Source organism: Croceibacter sp. (assembly GCF_002716225.1).
Classification (GTDB): domain Bacteria; phylum Bacteroidota; class Bacteroidia; order Flavobacteriales; family Flavobacteriaceae; genus Croceibacter; species Croceibacter atlanticus.
In genome coordinates this window covers 452,406-477,325 of the sequence record NZ_PAZX01000013.1, presented here as the reverse complement: position 1 = coordinate 477,325, position 24,920 = coordinate 452,406, and the positions used below count along the sequence as shown (strand labels likewise).

Here is a 24,920-nt window from a genome sequence, read left to right as displayed (position 1 = left end):
GAAAAATTAGTGGTTATGAACAGGATTTCAACGAAATGATATAGTTATGATTTTTAACTATTAAATTTATGTTATATGTAGGCTTTTTTTCGAGATAACGGGTTGTAAATGGTAGTTTTGCAAAGTTAAAAATTAGCCCATGAAAACAAATTTACTTTTAGTACTTACACTATTTTTATCTGTCTTAGGTTTTTCTCAGACTATCGTGATAAACGAATTTGACACACAAACACCAGGACAAGATTATGAGGAGTTTGTAGAATTACGTAGCGAAATGCCAAACACGCCATTAGATGGTTACGTGCTGGTATTCTTTAATGGTTCAGCAAGCGGAGATGACAGAAGCTATTTTACACTTGATTTAGATGGCACTACAACAGATATAAACGGTTTACTTTTAATAGGAAGTACCGGTGTTTCACCTATTCCAGATGTAATTGTGCCACCTGCATTTATTCAAAATGGAGCAGATGCCGTTGCAGTTTATTTAGGAGACGATACAGATTTTCCGGATCAAACTCAAGCTACTTCTGAAAACTTAATAGATGCCCTTATTTATGATACTAATGATGCAGATGATGCTGGATTAATGGCATTATTAGGGATAGGTATTCAAATAAATGAAGATGAAAACGGCAATGATGAAACTGAGTCTATTCAACGTGATACTTTTGAAAATGCTACATATACAGTAACAACACCAACTCCTGGCGCATTAAACGATGGTAGTGGTTTTGATTTTAACGGAATTTCTTTTTCTACCAATCAAGAAGATTATGAAGAAGGAGAGACAATGGTTATCACTTTTACAACAGAATTTCCTGTTGACAATGATTTAAATTTAGATTTCACCTTAATTAATGGCACTTTTAATAGTAATGATTTTACAGGAACAACATCATTTACTATTCCTACAGGTGAGAGTTCTGCAACTGTAAGTATAGAACTTATAGATGATGATACTAATGATGGCGATGAGTTTGCTGAAATAGATTTAGGCGCTATTCCAGAAGGTTATAATCGTTTAATTGATAACGTTGAAGTACTTGTAAACGACGTAAACTTTACTATGGCTGCTTGGGGAACTCCTCTAGTTCCTACATTTGGGATGGTACAGAGCACACAGCCAGATGGTTATTATGATACATTAGAAGGCTTGGCAGATGATGCTTTAAGACAAGCAATGCAAGACATAGTAGCAGATCCAAACACAGTAAGAACTCAAACTTATGCCGATATTGTAAACATATTAAAAGATGCAGACCAAAATCCAGCAAACTCTAATGAGGTTTGGTTGTTGTACACAGAGCAAGGACGTAAGAAAATTAAATTTCAAAATCAAGGAGGAAGTAGTGTAGGTCTTTGGAATAGAGAGCATACATATCCTCAGTCTCGTGGAAATTTTGGAGAGCTTGAAGATGTAGATGAAGTTGCAGATGGAATGGATGTATTTATACAAACTGCTCCAGATTCTTTAAGGCACGCATTTTCTGATGGTCACGGTTTAAGAGCTGCAGATGGTCCAGAAAATAGTAGTAGAGGTAACCAAGATTACGGGCAATATAGTGGTCCAACAGGAAATGCAGGTAGCTGGCAAGGTGATGTTGCTCGAGCGGTTATGTTTTTAGCGGTACGCTATGACGCATTAACTTTAGTTGAAGGTGATCCAGATGATAGTACAGATTTCCAATTAGGAGACTTAACCGTATTGTTAGATTGGCACCGAAATGATCCTCCAGATGATTTTGAGTTAAACAGAAATAATGTTGTGTATACTTGGCAGCGTAATAGAAACCCTTTTATTGATGATCCGATATTGGTAGAACATATTTGGGGAAACATGCAAGGTATGCCCTATGAGGCACCATTGTCTATAAATACCTTTGATAGCGAGCAACTAGTAATGCATCCTAACCCTAGTAATGGAACACTTAATGTTGCGGGCTTAGAGCAAATTGCAAATATTACTATTTTCAATACTTTAGGACAAAAGGTTATGGAGAATAGCATAGCGCCTAACCAGTCTTTGCAATTAACGCTGGATACAGGTATTTATACTGTTGTTTTGTATAATGAAACAGCAAGTTGGGTAAAGAAACTGATAGTAAATTAATAACTTAACTTACTATCTCCAGTAATTGGAACAGGCTCACCTAAATAGGTGGGCTTTTTGTTTATAAGAACTTCCCAATAAGCTTTAATGTTAGCTATTTTTTCGCGGCGTTCTAAACTCTCTAAATATTGGTATGTTCTTTTATCTGCAGTAACACCTTTGTAATTAAGGTTTAGCGCATTAGCAATGTATAAAGCTCTAGGTAAATGAAATTGCTGTGTTACCACAATTGCAGAATCTACTTTAAAAATATGTTTTGCTCTATACATTGAGTCATAGGTATCAAAACCTGCATGGTCTAAGAAAATAACTTCATCTGGAACACCTTTGGCGTTTAGATAATCTTTCATGGCGTTAACTTCATCGTAATTATCTTGACCGTGATCACCACTCAGTAAAAATCGCTGTGCTTTTCCGGACTTGTAAAGTTCATGAGCAGTGTCAACTCTGTCTTTTAGTATAGGAGATAAGTTTCCGTTTGCATATACACTTGCGCCTAATACAATAACAGTATAGCTTGATGGTGCCTTGTTTATATCATTATACATTAAGGGCTTTCCAATTGAGTTAACGCGCCAGTTTACAAAGAGTACAACCGTGTAAATGGCTACACAAATAATTACTATATATTTAAGGTAAGTTCTAATCTTCGCCATCAAAAATAGGAATTGGTTGTTTGTCTTCTCCAATAGCTACAAATGTAAAGCTGCCATTAACAACCTTCTCTCTGTTGTAGTTGTACATGTCTTCCATAAAAACTTCAACAGTAACTGTACAGCTTGTTTTGCCAACTCTAGTAACGTTGGCAATTAACTCTACTATAGAGCCTTGTGGAATAGGTTTATTAAAATCCACACGATCTGAAGATACGGTTACTACCTTTTTTCTGCTAAAACGAGTAGCACATATAAAAGAAGCTTCATCCATCATATGTAACGTTTGGCCGCCAAAAAGTGTATCGTAGTGGTTTGTAGTATTTGGAAACACAGCTTTGAAAAATCGAGTTTCAGAATTTTTTATAGCTGTTTCTAAGTTGGTCATATGTTGTAAATATTATTTCACGAATATAGGTATTAAAACAAAAAGACTTCTTCTCGTAATGTGCGTTCTTATAACATAGAATCTTATATTTGTTGCCTTAATTCCAAAACCTAAATTATGAGCGCTTTACGTGCTATTTCTCCAATAGACGGCCGTTATGCCGGAAAGACAGAACAACTTGCTAATTATTTTAGCGAAGAGGCTTTAATTAAGTACCGTGTTAAAGTAGAGGTTGAATATTTTATAGCACTCTGTGAATTGCCATTACCGCAATTAAAAGACGTGTCTCAAGATAATTTTGGGAAATTAAGAGCTATCTATGAAGAGTTTACAACAATAGATGCTTCTGAAATTAAAGAAATTGAAAAGACAACCAATCACGATGTAAAAGCTGTTGAGTATTTCATTAAGAAAAAGTTTGATGGATTAGGGCTTTCAGATTACAAGGAGTTTATCCATTTTGGGTTAACCTCTCAGGATATAAATAATACAGCAGTACCTTTAAGTATAAAGGATGCTATGAATAATGTATATGTTCCTTTGTTTATTGAGCTTAAAGAGCGCTTGACTGAATTGTCTAAAGATTGGGCTAACATACCAATGTTGGCAAGAACACACGGTCAACCTGCATCGCCTACACGTTTAGGAAAAGAAGTAGAAGTTTTTGTGGTTAGGTTAAATGAACAATTAGATTTATTGAATGACATCCCTAGTGCTGCAAAATTTGGTGGTGCAACTGGAAACTTTAATGCTCATCATGTTGCGTATCCAGAAATAGATTGGAAAGAATTTGGAAAGAACTTTGTAGAAGGTAAACTAGAGCTACAACACTCATTTCCTACAACTCAGATAGAGCATTATGATCATATGGCTGCCTTGTTTGATGGTTTAAAACGAATTAACACTATAGTTTTAGATTTGGATCGAGATATGTGGACATATGTTTCTATGGATTACTTTAAGCAGAAAATTAAAAAAGGCGAGATAGGTTCTTCTGCAATGCCACACAAGGTGAACCCAATAGATTTTGAAAACAGCGAAGGTAATATAGGCATTGCCAATGCTATTTTTGAGCACTTATCTGCTAAACTACCTGTAAGTAGATTGCAACGTGATTTAACAGACAGTACTGTTTTGAGAAATGTAGGAGTGCCTTTTGGCCATACTTTAATTGCATTTAAGTCTACACTAAAAGGTTTAAATAAATTATTGCTGAATGAGTCTAAACTACAACAAGACCTAGAACAAAATTGGGCTGTAGTTGCAGAGGCAATTCAAACAATATTAAGGCGTGAAGCTTACCCTAATCCTTATGAAGCTCTTAAGGGCTTAACGAGAACAAATACAGCTATCACTGCAGATAGTATTGCAGATTTTATTGAAACATTAGATGTATCTGAAGATATTAAGAAGGAGTTACGTGTAATAACTCCACAAAGTTATACAGGTATTTAATCTGTTTTTGCTATTCTAACCTCGATTTAGAATTTCATATTTGTAATAGCTTCCGTGTCAACTACGGAATGACAAAAAAGACTAAGCATAAAAAAACCAGCTCTTAGAGCTGGTTTTTTTATGCTTATTATCTACTAATAATTACTTAAATGTGTAATGGTCTATCTTCAGTTGCAGCAAGTGCCGCTTCTTTAACAGCTTCGGCATAAGTTGGGTGAGCGTGACTCATACGAGCAATGTCTTCTGCACTGGCTCTAAACTCCATTGCAGTTACAGCTTCTGCTATAAGATCTGCAACACGAGCACCAACCATGTGTACTCCAAGAACTTCGTCTGTAGTTTCGTCAGCAAGTATTTTTACCAAACCATCTATATCACCACTAGCACGAGAACGTCCTAAAGCACGCATTGGGAACTGTCCAGACTTATATTTTATACCTTCTTCTTTAAGCTCTTCTTCAGTTTTACCAACTGCAGCAACTTCTGGCCAAGTGTATACAACACCAGGAATTAGGTTGTAATTTATATGTGGCTTTTGTCCAGCTATTGTTTCAGCAACAAAAACACCTTCTTCTTCGGCTTTATGAGCAAGCATTGCACCTTTAACAACATCACCAATAGCATAAATATTTTCTACATTGGTTTGCAGGTGTTCGTTTACTTCAACACGTCCTCTGTCATCTGCTTTAATCTTAACAGCATCAAGATTTAAGCCGTCTGTATATGCTTTTCTTCCTACAGAAACAAGAACATAATCACCTTCAAAAGAAACTTCTTTATCCTTTTTGTCTGTAGCTTTAACTGTAATTTTATCGCCATCTCTAGTAACAGCACTTACTTTATGAGATGTTGCAATTTTTACTTTTTGCTTCTTTAATATTTTAGTTAACTCTTTGCTACAAGCGCTATCCATAGTTGGAATTATACGATCCATATATTCCACCACAGTAACATCTGCACCTAGTCTTTTATAAACTTGACCAAGTTCTAAACCTATAACGCCACCACCAATTACGATAAGATGTTTAGGTATTTCTTTCAGTTTTAATGCTTCTGTTGAGGTTATAATGCGCTCTTTATCTAAATCTATAAACGGAAGGCTAGATGGTTTAGATCCCGTTGCAATTATAGTTTTTGCAGCTTCAATAGTTTGAGTCTTACCTTCAGAATCTTCAATATTTATGTGCGTAGTATCTTTAAAAGAACCTACACCTTGAAATACTTCAATTTTATTTTTGTCCATAAGGAACTTAACACCATCACAAGTTTGGTTTACAACCTTTTCCTTGCGAGACATCATTTGCTCTAGGTTTACTTTTACATCTCCAGAGATTTCAATACCGTGCTCCTCAAAATGAGCAACAGCATCATGATAATGGTGTGAAGAATCTAAAAGTGCTTTACTTGGTATGCAGCCTACATTAAGACAGGTGCCTCCAAGTGTTGAATATTTTTCTATAATAGCGGTTTTAAGGCCTAGTTGTGCACAACGTATAGCTGCTACATAACCACCAGGTCCAGAACCTATAACAGCAACATCAAATTTGCTCATAATTGTAATTTCAGAAAGTTAATTTAAGACTGCAAAAATACGAATATTAAGAGGACTAACCGCATTAGGACTAATTTTTTGGCTTTCCAAAGAAAAATAACGTTATGCAAGGTGTTTATAGAAACGCTGGTTAGGTATCGACTTTATCTATTAAAAAATAATAAGATGTAATTGCCTTGGGTAGTTAAACGTGAAGTAGATGATTACTTTTGCACCAAATTTAAAAATCAAAATAAAAAGATATGACATTAGTAGGAAAACAATTCCCAAATTTAGACGTAAACGCTATGAACGATATGGGCGATACTTTTAAATTAAACATCTTAGAGGAAGCAAAATCTAAAGGAAAGAAAATCCTTTTATTTTGGTACCCGAAAGATTTTACATTTGTTTGCCCAACTGAATTACACGCATTTCAAGCAGCTTTAGGTGAGTTTGAAAAACGTAACACTTTAGTTGTTGGTGCATCTTGTGATTCTGCTGAAGTTCACTTTGCGTGGTTAAACACAGCTAAAGATAATGGTGGTATAGAAGGTGTAACTTACCCTTTATTAGCAGACACTAACAGAAACTTAGCTTCTCGCTTAGGGATCTTAGACTTAACAAACGAGCGTTATGATGAAGAAACAGGAGATATTACTGTAGATGGTGATAACGTAACTTACAGAGCTACATACCTTATAGATGAAGAAGGAACAGTATTTCACGAAGGTGTAAACCATATGCCTTTAGGAAGAAACGTATCTGAATTCTTAAGATTGGTAGATGCATATACTCACGTACAAGAAAAAGGTGAGGTTTGTCCTGCAAATTGGGAAGAAGGTAAGGATGCTATGAATGCTAATCGCGATGGTGTTGCAGAATACCTTAAAACAAACGCATAATTATGATTAAGGAGTTAGATCAAGATAATTTAGCAGATGTAGTGTCTCAACACAACAATGTAATCGTGCAGTTTTCTGCAGGATGGTGTGGGAACTGCCGTGTAATGAAGCCAAAATTTAAAAAATTGGCTACTGAAAACGAGAATGCTGAATTTGTGATAGTAGATGCAGAGAAATTTCCAGAATCTAGAAAGCTTGCAACTGTGGATAATTTACCAACATTTGCAACATTTCAAAATGGAACATTTAAGAACCAAGTACAGACAAATAAATTTGATGTGCTAAAAGATCTAGTAAATGAAGTTACCGGTAATTAGACATTTTCAGAAAAATAATGATGCTGAAGCTTTAGAAAAAGCAGTGTCTGTTTTAGAGTCTTTTACAGAATACCGTTCTGTTACAGATGAAGAGATGGATGTAATTGGCGAGCTAATCACCAATATGTGCGGTGCTATCGAAGTACACAAAATGATTGATGATGGTATGCCAGAGCGTGATGCTGCTAATAACTTTGTGAAAAAAGTTTTAGGATCTATAGATAAATAGAGGATTCTCTATTAAAAATTAAGAGCCAACCTGATTATTCGGGTTGGCTTTTTTTATTTATGAAAATTTTGGCAGGACTAAAAAATAGCTTCTTTTATTTTTACACTAACTGAAAAACTAAAACTATGGCCCAAGTAATATTAGGCGGAAATACTGTAAATACTTATGGAGAGCTTCCAGAAATAGGAGAAAAGGCTCCACATTTCGAATTATTAAAATCAGACCTTTCTGTAGGAAGGTTAAAAGATTTTGAGGGAAAGAGACTTATCTTAAATATCTTTCCTAGCATAGACACTAATACGTGTGCAACTTCTGTACGAACATTTAATGAGCGTGCTAAAAAATTAAAAAACACAGAGGTGCTTTGTATCTCTAGAGATCTACCTTTTGCATTAAAGCGTTTTATTGATGATGAAGGTATAACAAACGTTACCAATCTTTCAGATTTTAGAGAACGTACAATGGGAAAAGATTATGGTCTAGAAATGATGGATGGTCCTTTTGAGGGATTACTCTCAAGAGCTGTGATTGTATTAGATGAAAAAGGTGTAATCCTACATTCAGAACGTGTGCAAGACATTTCTAATGAGCCAGATTATGATGCCGCATTAAATGCATTGGCATAATGAAAACTTTTATAGTCAAACGTATTAGAGGTTTTGGCTATGCCTTTAAAGGCGCAGTAATTTTATTAAAGACAGAAGCCAGCATACAAGTACAATTTTGCATAGCAATTTTAGTAACTGTGGCTGGTTTTTACTTCAATATATCCAGTACAGAATGGTTGGTGCAACTGTTAGCTATAGGATTAGTAATGAGTGTAGAAGGTCTAAACACTGCTGTGGAAGATATTGCAGACTTTATACATCCAGATTACCATAATAAAATAGGCCGCATTAAAGATGTTGCCGCTGGAGCAGTGTTTATATCTGCTGTAATTGCTGTGATTATTGCAGGAATCATATATATTCCTAAAATCACATAAAATTTTTAGTCTTCTCGTCCGTTAGAGTTTTGTATTTTTGCGCGAGACCAATACTACTTAATGGCCAGAAAGAAAACCAAAAAAAGACCTTCCAAGAGCAAGGCTCCTAAAAAACAAGTAAAACTTCCTAGTTTAAAGCTATCCAGAAAACAAAAGGTAGTTTTAGGTAGTTTCCTTATGCTTTTTGGTTTTGCATTATTAATTGCATTTTCATCCTTCCTAATCAATTGGCAAATAGACCAAAGTGAACTTTCTCAATTAAGTGATAGGAATGTACAGACAAGAAACTGGTTAAGTTCTTTTGGCGCAGGAATTAGTAATTTCTTTATATATAAAGGCTTTGGAGTTGCATCGTTTTCATTGGCAATTCTTACATTTCTTACAGGGTTTTATCTTTTTTTAAACTTCAACTTCCAACGTTTAAAGGCCTACTGGTTTTGGGGTGTGTTGTTAATGGTTTGGTTATCTGTGTTCTTTGGTTTTTTTGCAGAGAAAAATGCTATGCTAGGCGGTACTGTTGGGTTTGAGACAAATGACTATCTGCAAGATTACTTAGGGTTAATAGGAACCATTTTATTAATGTTTTTCTTGGCAATAGTTTATTTGGTTTTTAGACTTAAAATAACGCCTGAACGTATTTCTGTTTACTTTAAGAAAGCCTCTTCAGACATTAAAGAGGAGTTTGCTTCAGATGAAGAAGCACCTATTAATACAATGGCTAACGAGAAGGCTTCAGTTAAACAAGATATAGTTCCAGATTCTTCAGACAATACTATTACAGAAGAAGTTGTAATTGAACAGCAACTAGAGCCAATTGTTGATGAGCCTAAGATTACTTCAACAACTATTGAAGCTTCAAATGAGGATGATATCTCTATGGAAGTAGAAACAACAGAAGAGGAAGAGGTTTCAGAAACTAAAGCAAATAAATTGGTTGAAGATTTTGGAGAGTTTGATCCTAAACTTGAACTTAGTAATTATAAGTTCCCTACAATCGAGCTTTTAAAAGACTACAGTAATAGTGGTGGTATTACCATAAACCAAGAAGAATTAGAGGAAAACAAAAATAAAATTGTTGAAACTCTTAAAAATTATAAGATAGGTATAGATCATATTAAAGCAACGGTAGGTCCTACCGTTACACTATATGAAATAATACCAGAAGCAGGTATCAGGATATCTAAGATAAAGAACCTAGAGGATGATATTGCATTGTCTTTAGCGGCTTTGGGAATACGTATTATTGCGCCAATTCCTGGAAAAGGAACTGTTGGTATAGAGGTTCCAAATAAAAATCCACGTATAGTTTCTATGCGTAGTACTATTGCATCTCCTAAGTTTCAAAATGCAGAAATGGAACTGCCAATTGCTTTTGGTAAAACCATTAGTAATGAAACCTTGGTTGTAGATCTTGCAAAAATGCCTCACCTACTAATGGCAGGTGCAACAGGGCAAGGAAAATCTGTAGGTTTAAATGCAATTCTTACCTCTTTATTATACAAAAAGCATCCTGCTGAGGTAAAATTTGTTTTAGTAGATCCTAAGAAAGTGGAGCTTACGTTGTTTAACAAAATTGAACGACACTACTTAGCAAAATTGCCAGATAGTGAAGATGCTATAATTACAGATAACTCCAAGGTAATAAACACGCTAAACTCTCTTTGTATAGAGATGGATGAGCGTTATGAATTACTTAAAGATGCTTATGTAAGAAACATTAAAGAATATAACGCCAAGTTTAAAGCACGAAAGCTAAATCCTGAAAACGGACACAAATTCTTACCATATATTGTCTTAGTAGTCGATGAATTTGCAGACCTTATAATGACTGCAGGTAAAGAAGTAGAGACGCCTATAGCAAGATTAGCGCAATTAGCGCGTGCCATAGGTATACATTTAATTATAGCCACACAAAGACCATCTGTAAACGTGATTACAGGTATGATAAAGGCAAACTTTCCAGCACGTATTGCATTTAGGGTTATGAGTAAGATAGATTCTCGCACCATATTAGATAATGGTGGTGCAGACCAACTTATTGGGCGTGGAGATATGCTGTACACACAAGGAAACGAGCTTATAAGAATACAATGTGCTTTTGTTGATACGCCAGAAGTAGATAAGATTTGTGAATACATTGGTAGCCAAAAAGCATATCCAGACGCACACAAGCTTCCTGAGTATATTAGTGAGGATAGTGGCACAAGTCTTGATATAGATATAAGTGAACGCGACTCGCTGTTTAATCAAGCCGCTGAGGTATTGGTAACAGCGCAACAAGGGTCTGCGTCTCTGTTGCAACGAAAGTTAAAAATAGGTTACAATAGAGCAGGTCGTATAATAGATCAATTGGAAGCTGCGGATATTGTAGGTCCTTTTGAGGGAAGCAAAGCTAGACAGGTTTTAATTTCAGACTTGCAGTCATTAGAGAGACATTTAAACGATGAAGAATCATAACATAACTATGAAAACACTAACAGTAATTAGCGCATTATTTATTTCAATGTTCACATTGAGCGCACAAGACAGTCAAAAAGCTAAAACACTATTAAATGAGGTTTCTGCTAAAGTGCAGTCCTATGATAATATTGTCCTAGATTTTAAATATTCTTTAGAAAATACGGCAGAAAATATAAGACAAGATACGCGTGGTGATGCTAGTCTTTTAGGAGATAAGTATGTTCTTAACTTAATGGGAACAACGCAAATGTTTGACGGTAAGAAAATTTATACCATTATTCCAGAAGACGAAGAGATTAATATTTCAACTTATGTTGAAGAAGATGACAACGCTATCACACCTTCTAAAATGATGACGTTTTATAAAGAAGGTTACACTTACAAATGGGATATCACACAAAACGTAAAAGGGAGACAAATACAATATATTAAGTTAACACCTATTGATAGTGATGCAGATGTAAAATCTATCCTTTTAGGTATAGACAAGCAAACAAAAAATATTTACAATCTTATACAAACACAAGATAACGGAACTAAGATTACAATTACTGTAAACAGTTTTAAAGTTAACCAGCCGTTATCACAGACTTTATTTACTTTTGATGAGTCTAAATACTCAAATTATTATATCAATAGGCTAGACTAGGTTGAAGATACTTGATCGGTACATACTTTCCAGCTACATAAAGACCTTTGTGGTCGTATTTGTCATTTTGATGTTCATTATGATATTACAAAGTGTGTGGCTTTATATTTCTGAACTTGCTGGTCGAGAATTAGATGGCTTTATCATACTTAAGCTTTTAAGTTTTGTCGCGCCTAAATTAATACCATTGGTCTTACCACTAACCATTTTGGTTACGAGTATAATGACCTTTGGTAATTTTGCAGAAAATTATGAATTTGCTGCAATGAAATCTTCTGGAATTTCTCTTCAGAGAGCTATGCGTGGTTTAATTATATTTATTGCAGCACTAAGTATTACTGCATTTTTCTTTGCTAATAACGTTATACCCAGAGCAGAGTTTGAATTTGTTAACCTAAGAAAGAATATTGCAAAGCTTAAACCTGCAGCTGCAATTTCTGAAGGTATGTTTAATGAAATAGGCGATATAAATATAAAGGTTGGTGAAAAATCTGGAGATAGAGGACAATACTTAACCGATGTCATCATACATAAGAAAAACGAAAAACGCGCTGGAAATTATACCGTTATTAAAGCCAATAAAGGTGAGTTAATTAGTAGTGAAGGTTCAGATGTGTTAAGCTTGGTCTTAAGAGATGGTAATTATTATGATGAAATACAATCTAACGATCCTAAAGAAATTCAGAAAAAACCTTTTGCTAAGAGTTACTTTAAGGAGTATGCTATAAATGTAGATTTATCAACGTTAAATAATGTTGATATGGAAGACAGAAATTACACTGGTGGTAGTAACATGCTTAAAATATCTGAGCTGCAATATACCTTAGACTCTGTATCTGTTAATTATAATAAAAACTTAGAGGTCTTAAGACAAGATGTAACAAGTAGAGCAGGCGTGAATACCTTTTTAGAGTTAGAAAAAGATACCACAGAAGTTAGAGCTTTAGTAGGCAATACAATTTTAGATGAATACGATTTAGAAGGTAAGCTAAGAGTAGTTACTTTGGCATTTAATAATATGACCAACGTAGGAAATTTAATTGATACAAGAGAAAACAGCTTAAAGCAGATAAACATAAAACTTAACAAATACGAGATTGCCTTACATGAAAAATATGTGTTGGCATTTGCTTGTTTTATACTCTTTTTTGTAGGCGCACCTTTAGGCGCAATTATTAGAAAAGGTGGTATGGGATTACCTATGGTTATTGCTATATTATTATTTTTAACATATCACTTTATAGGTATTTTTGCCAAGAATAGTGCAGAAGATGGTAGTATTAGTCCATTTATTGCTACTTGGTTATCTACCATAATAATGCTTCCGTTGGGAGTTTACTTCACATACAGAGCTACAACCGACCAAGGCTTATTTAGTATCGGTACATTTTTTCATCCAGTTGTGGCATTCTTCAAGAAAAACTTCTCTAAGAAACAAGTTCAAGACTAGTATTCTTATCTTTGTGGCTTAATTTAAACGAAGTCATGAGCGAGACAGATACACTTTCACAAACCATTACCCTTAATACTATTGAAGAAGCTATTGCAGATGTAAAAGCGGGCAAAGTTATTATTGTGGTAGATGATCAAGATCGTGAAAATGAAGGCGATTTTCTAGCAGCTGCCGAAGCGGTAACTCCAGAAATGATAAACTTCATGGCAACGCACGGAAGAGGTTTAATTTGTGCACCACTATCTGAAGAACGCTGTAGTGAACTTAACCTTAATATGATGGTTGGGAACAATACAGATCCTATGGAAACAGCTTTTACTATTTCTGTAGATTTAAAAGGACAAGGTGTAACTACTGGAATTTCAGCATCAGATAGAGCTAAAACAGTTCAGGCTTTAATTAAAAGTGAAACTAAACCTTATGACCTTAGCAGACCAGGCCATATTTTTCCATTAAAAGCAAAAGAAGGCGGTGTTTTAAGACGTACCGGTCACACAGAAGCAGCTATAGATTTTGCGAGGCTTGCAGGATTTCAACCAGCAGGTGTGATTGTTGAAATAATGAATGAAGACGGTACTATGGCTAGGTTACCACAACTTGTTGAGGTAGCCAAACGTTTCGATTTAAAACTAGTGTCTATTGAAGATCTTGTTGCATATAGAATGCTACACGATTCTTTAATTGAAAAGAAAGAAGATTTTGAGATAGAAACCCGTTTTGGGTCTTACAGATTAAGAGCGTATAAACAAACTACAAACGACCAGTTGCACTTAGCGTTAACTAAGGGAACTTGGGAAGAAAATGAACCTGTATTAGTAAGAGTAAACTCTACATTAGTTAATAATGATATTTTAGGAACGCTTACAAATAATGCAGACAAGAAGTTAGATGATATGTTTAAGGCTGTTAACAAAGCTGGAAAAGGAGCTATTGTCTTTATAAATCAAGAATCTCAAGCGCTTAATTTACTTAATAGATTGTCTGAGTTAAAAGCGCGCCAAAAAGAAGGAGAAGTTAAGGCGCCTCCAATACAGATGGATCAGCGTGATTTTGGTATTGGAGCGCAAATTCTTCACGATCTTGGTATTCATAAAATAAACTTACTGTCTAACAGCACCCAACAAAAACGTGTTGGTATGATAGGCTATGGTCTAGAAATTTTAGATTATGTAACGTACTAAAAGGTCGTTATAATACAGATAAAATTACTTGCTTTAGTTGTTGTGCTCGGTGTTTCATTTCATCTTCGGTCCAGCCTACTTTAATTAAAGATGAAATTGTTCTACTCATCCAGGCATCACTTGCAGAAAAGTCTGTGGTTTTAAAATCTTGTAAATTAGCTCTTACATCAGATGGTAATCTTCCTAAAGTTTTTTGTTCTGTTAAGTGTTCCCATTTTTTATAATAATGCCAATTGTTATCAAACCAATAAAAACAGGCATCTACGCCAGCATTAGAGATTGCTTTATGGGCTTTTCTGGTAGTGTCTTCGTCTGGTAAGAAAAAGTTTAAAAAAGCGTGACTTTCTTCACCATCTTGAGGTACGCGTCTAAATGTTACTTCTGGAATACTACGTAGTTCTTCTCTTAAGATTGTATAATACTGTTTTTGTTTTTTAAGTACATCATCAAATTTTTCTAATTGGCCTAAGCCTACTGCAGCGTGAAGTTCTGAAATACGGTAATTGTATCCTAAAAATGGATGTGTTTCTGCTCCGCGATCATTCCCTACGTGATCGTGACCGTGATCTTGATACTTGTCTGCATTTTCAGCATAGCTTCTAGAGTTGGTAACCACAGCGCCACCTTCACCACAAGTAATAGTTTTTACAAAGTCGAAAGAAAAACAGCCTAAATCTCCTATTGTTCCTAATTGTTTGCCATTATATGTGCCGCCAATTGCTTGGCAAGCATCTTCGAGCAAGATGAGGTTGTTCTCCTCGCAAATTGTTTTAAGTGGATTTAAGTCTGCCATAGAGCCACACATATGTACAGGCATTATGGCACGCGTATTTTGGGTAATTTTTTGTTTTACAGCTTCTGGATTTAAACAAAGCGTATCGTCTATGTCACAAAGAACAGGCACAGCACCTAAAGCAATTATAGATTCAAAAGTGGCAACAAAAGTAAACGTAGGTATGATAACTTCATCTCCAGCTCCAATACCAGCGCTAGCCAAGGCAACTGTTAATGCAGACGTACCGCTAGAGGTCATCTGGCAAAATTCTGCACCCATAAGCTTTGCAAACTTTTGCTCAAATTCTTGGGCTTTATAATGGCCGTTACGCATACCATCAAAACCATAGCGCATAAGAATACCGCTGTCTAATACATCTTGAACATGTTTGCGTTCTTCTTCTCCAAAAACTTCAAATCCTGGCATAAGTATATTTCATTTTAAGGTAAACTTATTCACGCCTGTTTACCTTGTAATTAAGTGTTTATTTTATTATTTCGATAATTGTTTCTTCCATTGGGCGACGCACTTTCTTAAAGCTCGCAAACATATCATCTTTTGCACGATACCCAATTGGCATCACTAAAACAGATTTTAAGTTCTGTTTGTCTAGTCCTAAAATCTTATCATATTCTTCAGGCTTAAAACCTTCCATAGGGCAAGCATCAATCTCTTCTAAAGCACAAATGGTTAATAGATTGCCCATAGCAAGATAGGCTTGGTTTGTAGACCAAGTTTGAATGTCTTCGGTTGTTTTTGCCTCAAAATCTTCAATTAAAAACTTCTGAAAAGGTTTTATGATTTCATCTGGCGTGTTTCTAATATCCTTAACACGTTCAAAATACGTTTTAATATATTCAGCACTTAGCTTTTTCTCTATACAGAAAATAAGTAGGTGAGAGGCATCTGCAACTTGCCTCTGGTTCCAAGATTGAGCCACCAAAGATTCTTGTATATCTTTATTGCTCACTACAATGAGTTTTATTGGCTGTAAGCCATAAGACGTTGCGGTAAGGTTAAAGCTTTCCTTTATGATATCTAACTTTTGTTCTGAAATCTTTTGTTCTGAATCAAACTTTTTTGTGGCATAGCGCCATTGCAATTGTTTGGTAGATAAAGATGTGTTCATAACCTGTCTTTTTGTAAAGGTAAGGTATGAAAAAGAGAAGTTCTAAGAATTTTAAAGCAGTTATAGTTTTTTTAAAATATGTCTTGCACGTGCTTTAAATGCAGCAGAGCCTTCATTAAAATTAGCTTCTAAATTTAATTTAAGTTCTGGATGAATCCAGCTAAAGGTTGAGCCCAATTTGTACAACGTGGTCATAGAATATGCTTTTGCAGCTACTTTCTGCTTTGTAATTAACCAATCAAAACATTGCTCAGAAATAGATTCAAGTTGTGAGTTGGTTAATGGTTGGGTAAGCTCCTTTTTGTAATGTTTTAATACAAATGTTTCAAAAATTTTGGCAAACGGTCTTATAGCTTGGTCTGCAGTTTCTTCTTTAGCTAAAGATATAAGTTCATCTAAATAGGGTAGCAGTGTAGTGCAAGATATTCTGGACACAAACTCTAAGGCCCAAGCTGCCTTAAAATAGTCATTTACAGTCTTTGCTTTTAAAATGGCTAAATACAGGTTAATGTCTTTAGGGTGATTAATTAAGTATGTGGCAATTTGTTCGCGATTGTCTTTACTATGGTTAATGTTGGCAAGAGTAATCACGTTATAGAATTAAGTTAGATGCAATTGAAGGCTATTAATTTGATGCTGTCTTGTTGTATTTTTTATGAGGAATGTTTTTTTCCTCTAGTATAGCATAAAATTTACGCGGAGAGATTTTTAGGTCTTTTGTGATAGCGCTCACTTTTTTCTTTCCTTTTTTATAAAGCTTTAAATTATCATTTACTTTTTTGTTGAAATAATATGCGTTTAACTTCTCAACAACTTGCAACTCGGTAAGATTCTTTTCTTGAGCGTATAATTCTAATTCAGATTTTAATTTAGATAACTGTGTCATAGGGGCAAAATTTAAACTGTTTACTGCTAAATGTAATACAGTGATTAGTGCCTCTAAATTAAGAAATTAATCTGAATATGAAATCCGTTAGGAATTTAAAATACTCGCATTATAAGAGAACCCTACTTTTTCTCTTCGCGTAATATTTTTTCCATTTTACGACCTTTTGCCAATTCATCAATTAGCTTTTCCATACGTCTACATTGTTTGTATATTTCAAACTCATCTTCTATAGTTTCAATACGGTAGCCACAAACAACGCCTTTAATTAAGTGAGCGTTTGGGTGTATTTTAGCGTTTTCAAAGAGTGTTCTGTACGTCGCTTTTTGGTCTATAAGGGTTTGTAATTCATCTTCGGTATATCCAGTAAACCAAGTTAGAACTTTATGAAACTCTTCTTTTGTTCTACCATTTTTTTCTAACCTATTGAGGTAAAGAGGATAAATGGTAGCAAATACCATTTTGGCAACTTTCTCATTTTTTTCTGTAGTGACCTTCATTTTTTATGTTTTAAACGCTAATAATACACTAATGTGTTAGACAGTTGTTAGAGTTGTAATTTAATAAAAGCTTATCAAATACATAAGTAAGATGTTATTTTTGATACTTCACCTTTCTATATTTGAGTTAAAACTCTTTAAATAACGTTACCAAACAGCGTTGCCTAACACAATAAGAATATCATTAAAACTAGTAAGAATAAAACTGAACCTACAGATTTTAAGAGCAGATGATTCTTGTTAAATTCTGATTAGGAAATACGATTGTCCTGAAAGAAATCTAAGGATACTTTGATAATATATCATATACTTAACTTAGTCATAAATTCTTATTATTTCACCGTTACCTTTTCCGTTCACACTTCTTACATATCCATTAATCACCTTTTTCATAGGTATTGGGTTGTGTCCTGGAAAATAGTCTCTGTATTTTTCATATGCATCCTCTACCATTCCAGAAGACACAACATTAACTCTAATGTTGTTTTCAATTTCGAGGGCAACTGCCATTACAAAACTGTGTATGCCACCATTTACCATTGCGGCACTAGTTGTTTTTACAACAGGATCATCTGCTAAAATACCTGTTGACAATGTAATAGAGCCACCTGTATTTAGGTAATTCTGTCCTATACGAACAAGGTTAACTTGTCCCATGAGTTTACTGTTTAAACCTATGTGGTAGTCTTCCTCTTCAAGCTCATTAAAATTAGCCCATTTGGCTTCTCCAGCTATACAGATTATAGCATCTACATTTCCAATGTTTTGAAACATTTTTGAAATAGAATTGCTGTTTGCAATATCTACAGTAATATCTCCACTACTTCTACCAGCAATTAATACCTCATTTTGTTCTTTAAAATGAGCAACAACAGGTTTGCCAATTGTACCATTACCTCCTATAATTAAAATTTTCATAGTTATTTTTATTAAGTTAAACATTGATTTTTATTACAATACTTTTTTTTATGTCTTGATTTGTATATAGTTAATGTTGCAATAACGCTCCAAAGTAAATTAGTTACAAAAGGAGGTATTGCATTGTAGTAATAACAGTTTATTGCAATTAAAAGGCCACCCAGAAGATTTAAGTATTTACCGAAGGTTAAATACTTTTTATTTTCCAAAAGTGTAAGGCCATATGCGAGAATAATTAATCCCGAGCCAGACCATCCTAAAATATCTATAAGCAATCTCATACTTTGTTATATTGCAATATATCAATATGATATATTAAATTTTTTTATGTCAAATATTCTGTAAACGCTTTAATTGTTGCTTCATTTCTTTTTAAATAGGACCACTTGCCATGTCTTGTAGAAATGAGAAGGCCACATTTTTCCATATTTGTAAGGTATGTTGAAATGGTTGATTGTGACAGACCAGTTTTTTCTTGAATGTAAGTAACACAAACACCATCATTAAAATGCTTTAATGTTTCATGTGGAGGAAAATGCTTTTCTGGCTCTTTTAACCACTCCAGTATTTGAAATCTAATTTTATTAGATAAGCATTTGCCAATTTCTGTTGCGATCCTTAAATTCATAATGCAAATATATCTATAATTCTCGATATGTAAAAATGATTAGTACTTTTTTGTTTAATTTTATTTACGCATATTTTTTTAGAAGTAATACCGATTGATTACTAAAGGTTTTAGAGTCTATCATATTTTATGCGTTTAAAATTTGCCATAAGTCATTTAGTTTCGATAATCACATCTAAAACTTATGTTGTGTTAATGCTAACCAACTTAACTAACAGTCATTATTTACTTCGAGCCAATACCCGTTTGGGTCTTGAAAATAAATCTGCTTAATACCATCTTGTCGAATATACACTTTGTTTGGTATATCATTCCAGTCTGAATAGGTGATATTTATATCCTCTAAGTATGTGATAAAAGCATCAAAATCCGCTGTTGAAAACGCAAAATGTACAGCTTTATTAATTTTTATTTCAAAATCTGGACGCGGTATTAAGTGAAGCTGTTTCCCATTACCAATTGTTAACCATCTTGTTTTAGAGTTAGAAGCGGTGTTTTCTATTTCTTTAAAATGAAAAACCTTTTGGTAAAATGCAACAGACTCATCTACATCTCTTACTGAAAGTGCAATGTGGTTAAAAGTAAAATTTATCATTTGTTAATTATTTTAATGTGTTGCTTAAGGTCTTTATGTAGTCTCTTTTTGCTAGCAGTTGCCCAATATCTGCTTCAAAAGTCTTTGTATTGCTCAATTTTGGGAATGCCAATTTGTTTTTTGCTATTGAATTTGAAACCATTACATTAAAATAANTATAGATTAATATTATTTTTTGAAGCATATTAGTTTCAACAACCTTAAAGCCAATTTTTTCTGCTGTTCGCTTATTTATAATGTAGCTTGTTCCTCTAACTTTCATTTGCTTATTAGTTTTGTGTTTTTCAATAAAAGCTAAAAGGCCACTTAAATACTGTTGGATNATAAAATCTGTTCTTTGTTTTCCGTTTAAAGATCTGTCNATAACAAAATAATAATCGAATAAAGTACCTCCGTGAATTTTGGTAAGATTGTTCTTTGGTTTTTCGGCTAAGAATAATGGTGAATAATAAACAATTTTACCACTACTTTTTAGTGAAGGCATATCAAAGAACGGTGCAATTATAGACAAGGTTATTGCAAACGTTACTATGCCTATAAGGTATATACCTGTGTAGACTGCTATAATAATTGATACCGCTATAATTGTAAGTGCGCGAATGGCTATTAGGGTTAAAATACTTTGTTGNTCAATTTTTGTTTTATTANAAAATCTATGATTCAAAAGTTCTGANTTTTGAGTTTGATACTACCAGTTATACGTAGTTGTNTANAGGTATTTAAGTTATCCANCCAACGGTTCTNTTCCAAGTTTCAATTTCTTGCTTTCGTTTTTCAAAGTCNTTTGGAGGNTCTTCATTGTTATTTTTAGCCTGTTGCCTTATAAGTTCCGTTTGTTCTTCAATACTATTAAGACCTATAGATTTTCGTCTTTTGTTTACTTTCTCCAAATCATCAAAACGATTAGGGTTTAATTCTCCATTTTGGTCCCAATCAAACTGAGTGCCGTAGCGTTGTGGCTTATTTTCAAAAACAGCAATACGGTCTGTTAAGTACGCCAATTTTTTTGATGNAGTTTTGTGTTTACGCTCAGCAACTTNTAGNAGTCTGGNGCACTTTTTCATAAAGTTAGGTTGTCCTATGGCGTGTTGAATTATCAGCCAAGCTGCATCATTTGCTTCTTTACCAACATTCTGTTCTGTTGGGTAGCCAATCTCATCAATTATCTCATTTAAAATAGTTGCGTTATGATTGTGAATTTGTGCCATCTCTTTATTGTAACCCTTTCCAAGTTGCCCACGCTTAATTAGTTTTTTACGAAATTCCAGATCGTTGTTTTTAAGAGCAATAATTGTTTTGGCTATTTGGCTGTAGTCCATTCTGCTATAGTATAACTTGTAAATCTTATGGTGTNAACCGCTTTTCTAATTATCTAGGAGCATTTACCATGTCCCAATACACATCATAAAATGTATTNTCTGTTTTTAAATTTTTAATACCGTCTGAAAAATAATTTATTAAGGCGTCTTTTTTAGTGTAGGTTTNTGAAAGNCANTCCTNATTTTCATTATCATACACAATTACTGAAGCATAGATTTCTTCCCATGTTTCCTCACCACTTGCAGCAATGCTATATAATGTATTATCATTTTCAAATAACTTCTTTCTTTCCCAAATTAAAATAGGGTGTCTCTCATTATTTGGTCTAATTTCTTTATCCCATTTTCCAAAGTTGTCAAACATCAGTTTCTTAGTGTACATTGCTGTAAAAACTGCGTTAAATTTTAATTCATTTATATAAGTTGAATCATTTTCAATGACCGTTAGCTTAGGTTGTATATTATAATCTAAATAACCGTTTTTATAAATATAAGGTGTNTTTGGATTTTGCGTTTTTTNTTTAACACCTACTCCTTTTTTTTTGTCTGAATTTGTTTTGGTACTTGAACAGCTAAAAACACCCAGTATTAACACTATTAAAACGATGGTTTTTTTCATACTTAATACACTTAAAACTTTAGCTGATGCCTATATTTTAACCTTAGGATTTACCTGTAGGTTTAATAGTNAGTTGGTTAATATTAGATTGGTCTGGCTCTGAAATNACATACAAAACGGCTCTTGCAATATCTTCTGGATGCAACATAGGCTCATCTCCACCGTAATCCTTGTCATTTAAAAGCTCTGTATCTGTAATATCGTTTCTCAGGTCTGTGTCGACCGTTCCAGGCTCGATAGATGTTACCTTGATATTAAACTCTGGAGAGAGCTCCATACGCATTGCGCGAGAAAGTGCAATAATAGCAGCTTTAGATGCTCCGTAAACTGCACCACCTTTATAAAGTTCTTTACCATCAACAGAGGCAATATTTACAATATGTCCTTTGTTTTGTTTTTTCATACTTGGTAGTGCGCCATGAAGTGTTCTCAAAATACCTTTAACGTTAACCTCAATGGTATTGAGCCATTCATCTAAGTGAAGATTTTTTAAGTATGTAAGAGGCATTACTCCAGCAACATTTANCAGAACATCTATGCTTTCAACCNTNTTTAAAATTGTGGTAAAGGCGTCTGAAACGCTCTTGNTATTTGCCACATCCATTTCTACTTCTAGGTAATTGGTCTTTAAGTCTTTCTTTAAATCTGTNANGGATTCTATAGTTCTGGCAGCTAACACTAAAAAACAGCCTTCTTTATCAAGTTTTCTAGCTATTGCACTTCCAATACCGCCATTGGCACCTGTAATTACTACAACCTTATCTTTAATTTCCATATACACTATTTAAATTAATGTTTTAAAATACACGCAACTGTATTTATGACATACGTTGACAATTTATATAACTAATTTAATAAATATAAACCAAAAGAATATTTGAAAGGATTATCGGTAATAGGCGAGAACTATCAATTCTTTATAATAGGTTGCTGGCTTTTTTTAGTNGATAGTATTAAAGATTATTCTGGTCTTTCGGGAATATAAACAACATCTACATCTATATTATTACCATAGGTTACTATGATGGAACATATTACAGAAACAGGATCTCCATTATGGATAGCAGGTTTCATTACAGGTATTTTTCTAAGCACTCTTAAGATTTCTGCCTGAACGGTTACTTCTGAGTCTCTCACTTTCATACCAGTTAACTTTCCATTTTCGTTGATTATAAAAAAGGCTTCTACCTGTTTTGGTTCTGAAAGATTTAAATCTTTAGAAACACTCAAGTTAAACTCACGCTTAATAAATGTCGATATTTTAGTATTAAAACAATCTCTTGTGTCTTCTATAGAAAGTTCTTCACAACCATTATAAACTGGTGCAATGTCTACATCTTTCAATATAATACTATCGTCTGAAGTATAGATAGCCATACCATCTTCTTGTGATACGATNCTACATAAACTTAATAAAGCCTGTTCCTCTTTTTCAGTCATAGTTCCTTGCGCCATCACNTGTTCCTGTACAGCGTTAATTTTTAGTATTAACTCACTTTCTGTGGTTTTAGCCGAGTTGGTTTCTTCCTTACAAGAAACGCCTAAAAGAACCATAAAAATGGTTGAAATGACCATTAAGTTATTAAATTGAAATCGTGCGCAATGATTAAATTTAAGTTTCATTGGATTTGGTTTTTTGTTGTTAATAGTCAAGTATAAGCGTAATTAGTGATTAAAAGTNCTACATGTTTAGGNTGCCTGTATATTTATTAATTNCAATACGGCTAACTTTGNAAACACACAGTAATCTGAAAACCTGTGAGAATACATATAAGTATGTGGGAACAAAAAACCACTTATACTCAGGTTAGGTGTAGTGATTTCTGATTTTTAAACAGCACTAATTATTGCCAAATATAAGTTTGCTGCATAACCACAATAAATCAATAGTTCCTCAATTTCAAATTCAGAATTGTAGTCAGNCATTTCAACATCATAATCATAATTTAATTTCGTCCATTTATTTACTGAATTTAGTGAAAANTGATGTGCCTCAGATTCGTTAAAAACCTCAAATCTTANTTTCCATTTCGCTTTGTTTTTCAACAAATAGTTAAATTCTTTTCCATTCTCTTTTTCTAGNCTAATAACCATATGACCTTTAAGATTAAAGGTAATGTCTCCAATCTGGCTTTTGTTTTTAAAAATATCGACCTTACTTGTCCAAATATTTTTTGGCTTGATCTCAATGTTGTTTCCGTTTAATACTGCTTTGGCTTTTTCTGAAAACCAATTAGTATAAACCAATTCACAAACCTCATCATCATTCTTGATTAGTTTAAAATTTCCTTTTCCAGAACTTGATATTATTTTCATTGGATATGGTTTTTATACGTAACGGTTTTGTGTATGATTAGTGGCGTGTTTAAGTACCTAATTTAGCAAATACAAACCGAATATAAAATCTGTGAGGGTTTTTATAAGTAGGCGAGAACAAGCAATTACTTATAGCCATTGTTGTGGGTAGTTTATTATTTAAAAGTTATACATATCTAATTCGTCAAAATCTTTTATTTCAGACAGTTTAATTAGATTATCTATTTCAATACTATACCAAGTCTCCTTAAATTTTTCATCTCCACCTTCTGCATTTTCATTGGTATTCTCTTTGGTTAATTTCTTTTTTGTCAAGAAGTTAATGGTTGTTTCTCTGTTTGTTACTGGTCCACGATTACTGCTTGAATCATATCCAATTAGTTCAAAATTTGATTTTTGAAATCTGAATGTATACTTCCAATATCCATACCTGCCGTGTCCATAATGGATATATAATTTGTTGTCTTTAATTTCAATCCATAATTCAGGCGCAAAATAGACTCCACCATCTTCATTTTCCGATGAGAAACATTCTAAATTTTTATCAGCAAGTTCATAACCGTTTGCGTTTTTAAATAACACAATAATTCCACGCCTATTTCTGTCAACTTTTTTGTCGAACCGATTTATAACAACATTTGCTGAATCAGTCTTTTTAATTATCAATACACAATCTTCCAATCCATCGTTATTTAGGTCTCCAGAATATTTTTTAAATTCAGTATAACCTTTGGGAATAAAATCGGATGGTTCTTTATCCTGCGCTTTACAGCTCAGAATAGTCAGTAGAAAAAAGGGTAGTATTAATAAAATTTTCTTCATTCAGTATTTATCTTATGGCAGTTGGTTTAAATTGCCCACAACGGTCTTGGCTATGGTTTCGTTGCGGAATGGTTCGGCAGAACTATTCCGCCGT

At 33.8% G+C, this 24,920-nt stretch carries 26 protein-coding genes; 11 read left to right on the top strand and 15 right to left on the bottom strand.

Features of this window, described 5'->3' with window-relative positions; translation table 11 throughout:
• Positions 1-139: 139 nt before the first annotated feature.
• Entirely contained in the window at positions 140-2,113 is a 1,974-nt protein-coding gene (locus tag CL818_RS12010) for an endonuclease (protein ID WP_286973167.1), read from the top strand.
• Here CL818_RS12010 and CL818_RS12005 read toward each other — a convergent pair.
• A complete protein-coding gene (locus CL818_RS12005; protein WP_272973444.1) occupies positions 2,110-2,769 on the bottom strand; it encodes a SanA/YdcF family protein in 660 nt (219 codons plus the stop codon). The two genes, CL818_RS12010 and CL818_RS12005, sit on opposite strands and share 4 nt — an antisense overlap.
• Positions 2,756-3,154: an acyl-CoA thioesterase gene (locus CL818_RS12000; RefSeq protein ID WP_013187002.1), complete on the bottom strand. Its 399-nt coding sequence runs from the start codon at positions 3,152-3,154 to the stop codon at positions 2,756-2,758. The genes CL818_RS12005 and CL818_RS12000 overlap by 14 nt, the downstream gene beginning before the upstream one ends.
• A 117-nt stretch (positions 3,155-3,271) precedes the next feature.
• On the opposite strand from CL818_RS12000, the gene purB reads away from it, so the two are divergent.
• Positions 3,272-4,609 (top strand): adenylosuccinate lyase, encoded by a 1,338-nt coding sequence (gene purB / locus CL818_RS11995; protein WP_013187003.1) that lies wholly within the window; start codon positions 3,272-3,274, stop codon positions 4,607-4,609.
• A gap of 145 nt (positions 4,610-4,754) precedes the next feature.
• Here the strand turns inward: purB and lpdA are convergent, their stop codons facing one another.
• Positions 4,755-6,161 (bottom strand): dihydrolipoyl dehydrogenase, encoded by a 1,407-nt coding sequence (lpdA, locus tag CL818_RS11990; RefSeq protein WP_286973162.1) that lies wholly within the window; start codon positions 6,159-6,161, stop codon positions 4,755-4,757.
• Between the two features lie 242 nt (positions 6,162-6,403).
• Between lpdA and CL818_RS11985 the strand changes: the two genes are divergently transcribed.
• The 9 genes from CL818_RS11985 (at position 6,404) to ribB (ending at position 14,319) form a co-directional block, all read left to right on the top strand.
• Positions 6,404-7,045, top strand: coding sequence for a peroxiredoxin (locus CL818_RS11985; RefSeq protein WP_013187005.1), 642 nt, complete (start codon positions 6,404-6,406; stop codon positions 7,043-7,045).
• A gap of 2 nt (positions 7,046-7,047) precedes the next feature.
• Positions 7,048-7,362, top strand: coding sequence for a thioredoxin family protein (locus tag CL818_RS11980; RefSeq protein WP_272973446.1), 315 nt, complete (start codon positions 7,048-7,050; stop codon positions 7,360-7,362).
• Positions 7,343-7,591: a DUF6952 family protein gene (locus CL818_RS11975; RefSeq protein ID WP_013187007.1), complete on the top strand. Its 249-nt coding sequence runs from the start codon at positions 7,343-7,345 to the stop codon at positions 7,589-7,591. Before CL818_RS11980 ends, CL818_RS11975 begins: the two co-directional genes overlap by 20 nt.
• A 125-nt stretch (positions 7,592-7,716) precedes the next feature.
• On the top strand, positions 7,717-8,217 hold the full coding sequence (tpx, locus tag CL818_RS11970; RefSeq protein ID WP_013187008.1) for a thiol peroxidase: 501 nt from the start codon (positions 7,717-7,719) through the stop codon (positions 8,215-8,217).
• Positions 8,217-8,576 carry a diacylglycerol kinase gene (locus CL818_RS11965; RefSeq protein ID WP_013187009.1) on the top strand — a complete coding sequence of 120 codons (360 nt, stop codon included), beginning with the start codon at positions 8,217-8,219 and terminating at the stop codon, positions 8,574-8,576. The genes tpx and CL818_RS11965 overlap by 1 nt, the downstream gene beginning before the upstream one ends.
• Positions 8,577-8,636: 60 nt before the next feature.
• A complete protein-coding gene (locus tag CL818_RS11960; protein WP_272973447.1) occupies positions 8,637-11,033 on the top strand; it encodes a DNA translocase FtsK in 2,397 nt (798 codons plus the stop codon).
• Positions 11,034-11,040: 7 nt separating this feature from the next.
• Positions 11,041-11,685, top strand: coding sequence for an outer membrane lipoprotein periplasmic chaperone LolA1 (lolA1, locus tag CL818_RS11955; protein WP_041241137.1), 645 nt, complete (start codon positions 11,041-11,043; stop codon positions 11,683-11,685).
• A gap of 1 nt (position 11,686) precedes the next feature.
• On the top strand, positions 11,687-13,135 hold the full coding sequence (locus CL818_RS11950) for an LptF/LptG family permease (RefSeq protein WP_219359690.1): 1,449 nt from the start codon (positions 11,687-11,689) through the stop codon (positions 13,133-13,135).
• Between the two features lie 35 nt (positions 13,136-13,170).
• Positions 13,171-14,319 carry a 3,4-dihydroxy-2-butanone-4-phosphate synthase gene (gene ribB, locus CL818_RS11945; RefSeq protein ID WP_013187013.1) on the top strand — a complete coding sequence of 383 codons (1,149 nt, stop codon included), beginning with the start codon at positions 13,171-13,173 and terminating at the stop codon, positions 14,317-14,319.
• Positions 14,320-14,326: 7 nt separating this feature from the next.
• Here ribB and CL818_RS11940 read toward each other — a convergent pair whose 3' ends face one another.
• The 12 genes from CL818_RS11940 to CL818_RS11880 all read right to left on the bottom strand — a co-directional run bounded on the left by CL818_RS11940 (position 14,327) and on the right by CL818_RS11880 (position 24,826).
• The gene (locus tag CL818_RS11940) at positions 14,327-15,520 is read right to left on the bottom strand and encodes a DegT/DnrJ/EryC1/StrS family aminotransferase (protein ID WP_286973154.1); all 1,194 of its coding nucleotides are present in this window, start codon (positions 15,518-15,520) and stop codon (positions 14,327-14,329) included.
• Between the two features lie 58 nt (positions 15,521-15,578).
• Positions 15,579-16,223: an NAD(P)H-dependent oxidoreductase gene (locus CL818_RS11935; protein WP_272973449.1), complete on the bottom strand. Its 645-nt coding sequence runs from the start codon at positions 16,221-16,223 to the stop codon at positions 15,579-15,581.
• Between the two features lie 60 nt (positions 16,224-16,283).
• Positions 16,284-16,814: an adenylosuccinate lyase gene (locus CL818_RS11930; RefSeq protein WP_272973450.1), complete on the bottom strand. Its 531-nt coding sequence runs from the start codon at positions 16,812-16,814 to the stop codon at positions 16,284-16,286.
• Between the two features lie 34 nt (positions 16,815-16,848).
• Positions 16,849-17,109 carry a hypothetical protein gene (locus CL818_RS11925; RefSeq protein WP_013187017.1) on the bottom strand — a complete coding sequence of 87 codons (261 nt, stop codon included), beginning with the start codon at positions 17,107-17,109 and terminating at the stop codon, positions 16,849-16,851.
• A 122-nt stretch (positions 17,110-17,231) separates the two neighbouring features.
• The gene (locus CL818_RS11920; RefSeq protein WP_272973451.1) at positions 17,232-17,609 is read right to left on the bottom strand and encodes a DUF2200 domain-containing protein; all 378 of its coding nucleotides are present in this window, start codon (positions 17,607-17,609) and stop codon (positions 17,232-17,234) included.
• A gap of 315 nt (positions 17,610-17,924) precedes the next feature.
• On the bottom strand, positions 17,925-18,527 hold the full coding sequence (locus tag CL818_RS11915; RefSeq protein ID WP_272973452.1) for a short chain dehydrogenase: 603 nt from the start codon (positions 18,525-18,527) through the stop codon (positions 17,925-17,927).
• An 11-nt stretch (positions 18,528-18,538) separates the two neighbouring features.
• Entirely contained in the window at positions 18,539-18,808 is a 270-nt protein-coding gene (locus tag CL818_RS13610; RefSeq protein WP_013187020.1) for a CBU_0592 family membrane protein, read from the bottom strand.
• 44 nt (positions 18,809-18,852) lie between these two features.
• Positions 18,853-19,155, bottom strand: a complete 303-nt coding sequence (locus CL818_RS11910; RefSeq protein ID WP_013187021.1) for an ArsR/SmtB family transcription factor — start codon at positions 19,153-19,155, stop codon at positions 18,853-18,855.
• A gap of 211 nt (positions 19,156-19,366) precedes the next feature.
• Positions 19,367-19,750 (bottom strand): VOC family protein, encoded by a 384-nt coding sequence (locus CL818_RS11905; RefSeq protein WP_272973453.1) that lies wholly within the window; start codon positions 19,748-19,750, stop codon positions 19,367-19,369.
• A 719-nt stretch (positions 19,751-20,469) separates the two neighbouring features.
• Positions 20,470-21,069, bottom strand: a complete 600-nt coding sequence (locus CL818_RS11900) for a DUF6624 domain-containing protein (protein ID WP_286973150.1) — start codon at positions 21,067-21,069, stop codon at positions 20,470-20,472.
• A gap of 662 nt (positions 21,070-21,731) precedes the next feature.
• Positions 21,732-22,463 (bottom strand): SDR family oxidoreductase, encoded by a 732-nt coding sequence (locus CL818_RS11895; RefSeq protein ID WP_286973148.1) that lies wholly within the window; start codon positions 22,461-22,463, stop codon positions 21,732-21,734.
• 1,700 nt (positions 22,464-24,163) lie between these two features.
• Positions 24,164-24,826, bottom strand: coding sequence for a hypothetical protein (locus tag CL818_RS11880; RefSeq protein ID WP_272973460.1), 663 nt, complete (start codon positions 24,824-24,826; stop codon positions 24,164-24,166).
• Positions 24,827-24,920: the final 94 nt, after the last annotated feature.

Bases quoted from the DNA above. Each gene is read 5' to 3' on its own strand.
- CL818_RS12010 (WP_286973167.1), top strand. From the start codon at position 140: ATGAAAACAAATTTACTTTTAGTACTTACACTATTTTTATCTGTCTTA.
- CL818_RS12005 (WP_272973444.1), bottom strand. From the start codon at position 2,769: ATGGCGAAGATTAGAACTTACCTTAAATATATAGTAATTATTTGTGTA.
- CL818_RS12000 (WP_013187002.1), bottom strand. From the start codon at position 3,154: ATGACCAACTTAGAAACAGCTATAAAAAATTCTGAAACTCGATTTTTC.
- purB (WP_013187003.1), top strand. From the start codon at position 3,272: ATGAGCGCTTTACGTGCTATTTCTCCAATAGACGGCCGTTATGCCGGA.
- lpdA (WP_286973162.1), bottom strand. From the start codon at position 6,161: ATGAGCAAATTTGATGTTGCTGTTATAGGTTCTGGACCTGGTGGTTAT.
- CL818_RS11985 (WP_013187005.1), top strand. From the start codon at position 6,404: ATGACATTAGTAGGAAAACAATTCCCAAATTTAGACGTAAACGCTATG.
- CL818_RS11980 (WP_272973446.1), top strand. From the start codon at position 7,048: ATGATTAAGGAGTTAGATCAAGATAATTTAGCAGATGTAGTGTCTCAA.
- CL818_RS11975 (WP_013187007.1), top strand. From the start codon at position 7,343: ATGAAGTTACCGGTAATTAGACATTTTCAGAAAAATAATGATGCTGAA.
- tpx (WP_013187008.1), top strand. From the start codon at position 7,717: ATGGCCCAAGTAATATTAGGCGGAAATACTGTAAATACTTATGGAGAG.
- CL818_RS11965 (WP_013187009.1), top strand. From the start codon at position 8,217: ATGAAAACTTTTATAGTCAAACGTATTAGAGGTTTTGGCTATGCCTTT.
- CL818_RS11960 (WP_272973447.1), top strand. From the start codon at position 8,637: ATGGCCAGAAAGAAAACCAAAAAAAGACCTTCCAAGAGCAAGGCTCCT.
- lolA1 (WP_041241137.1), top strand. From the start codon at position 11,041: ATGAAAACACTAACAGTAATTAGCGCATTATTTATTTCAATGTTCACA.
- ribB (WP_013187013.1), top strand. From the start codon at position 13,171: ATGAGCGAGACAGATACACTTTCACAAACCATTACCCTTAATACTATT.
- CL818_RS11940 (WP_286973154.1), bottom strand. From the start codon at position 15,520: ATGCCAGGATTTGAAGTTTTTGGAGAAGAAGAACGCAAACATGTTCAA.
- CL818_RS11935 (WP_272973449.1), bottom strand. From the start codon at position 16,223: ATGAACACATCTTTATCTACCAAACAATTGCAATGGCGCTATGCCACA.
- CL818_RS11925 (WP_013187017.1), bottom strand. From the start codon at position 17,109: ATGACACAGTTATCTAAATTAAAATCTGAATTAGAATTATACGCTCAA.
- CL818_RS11920 (WP_272973451.1), bottom strand. From the start codon at position 17,609: ATGAAGGTCACTACAGAAAAAAATGAGAAAGTTGCCAAAATGGTATTT.
- CL818_RS11915 (WP_272973452.1), bottom strand. From the start codon at position 18,527: ATGAAAATTTTAATTATAGGAGGTAATGGTACAATTGGCAAACCTGTT.
- CL818_RS13610 (WP_013187020.1), bottom strand. From the start codon at position 18,808: ATGAGATTGCTTATAGATATTTTAGGATGGTCTGGCTCGGGATTAATT.
- CL818_RS11910 (WP_013187021.1), bottom strand. From the start codon at position 19,155: ATGAATTTAAGGATCGCAACAGAAATTGGCAAATGCTTATCTAATAAA.
- CL818_RS11905 (WP_272973453.1), bottom strand. From the start codon at position 19,750: ATGATAAATTTTACTTTTAACCACATTGCACTTTCAGTAAGAGATGTA.
- CL818_RS11880 (WP_272973460.1), bottom strand. From the start codon at position 24,826: ATGAAGAAAATTTTATTAATACTACCCTTTTTTCTACTGACTATTCTG.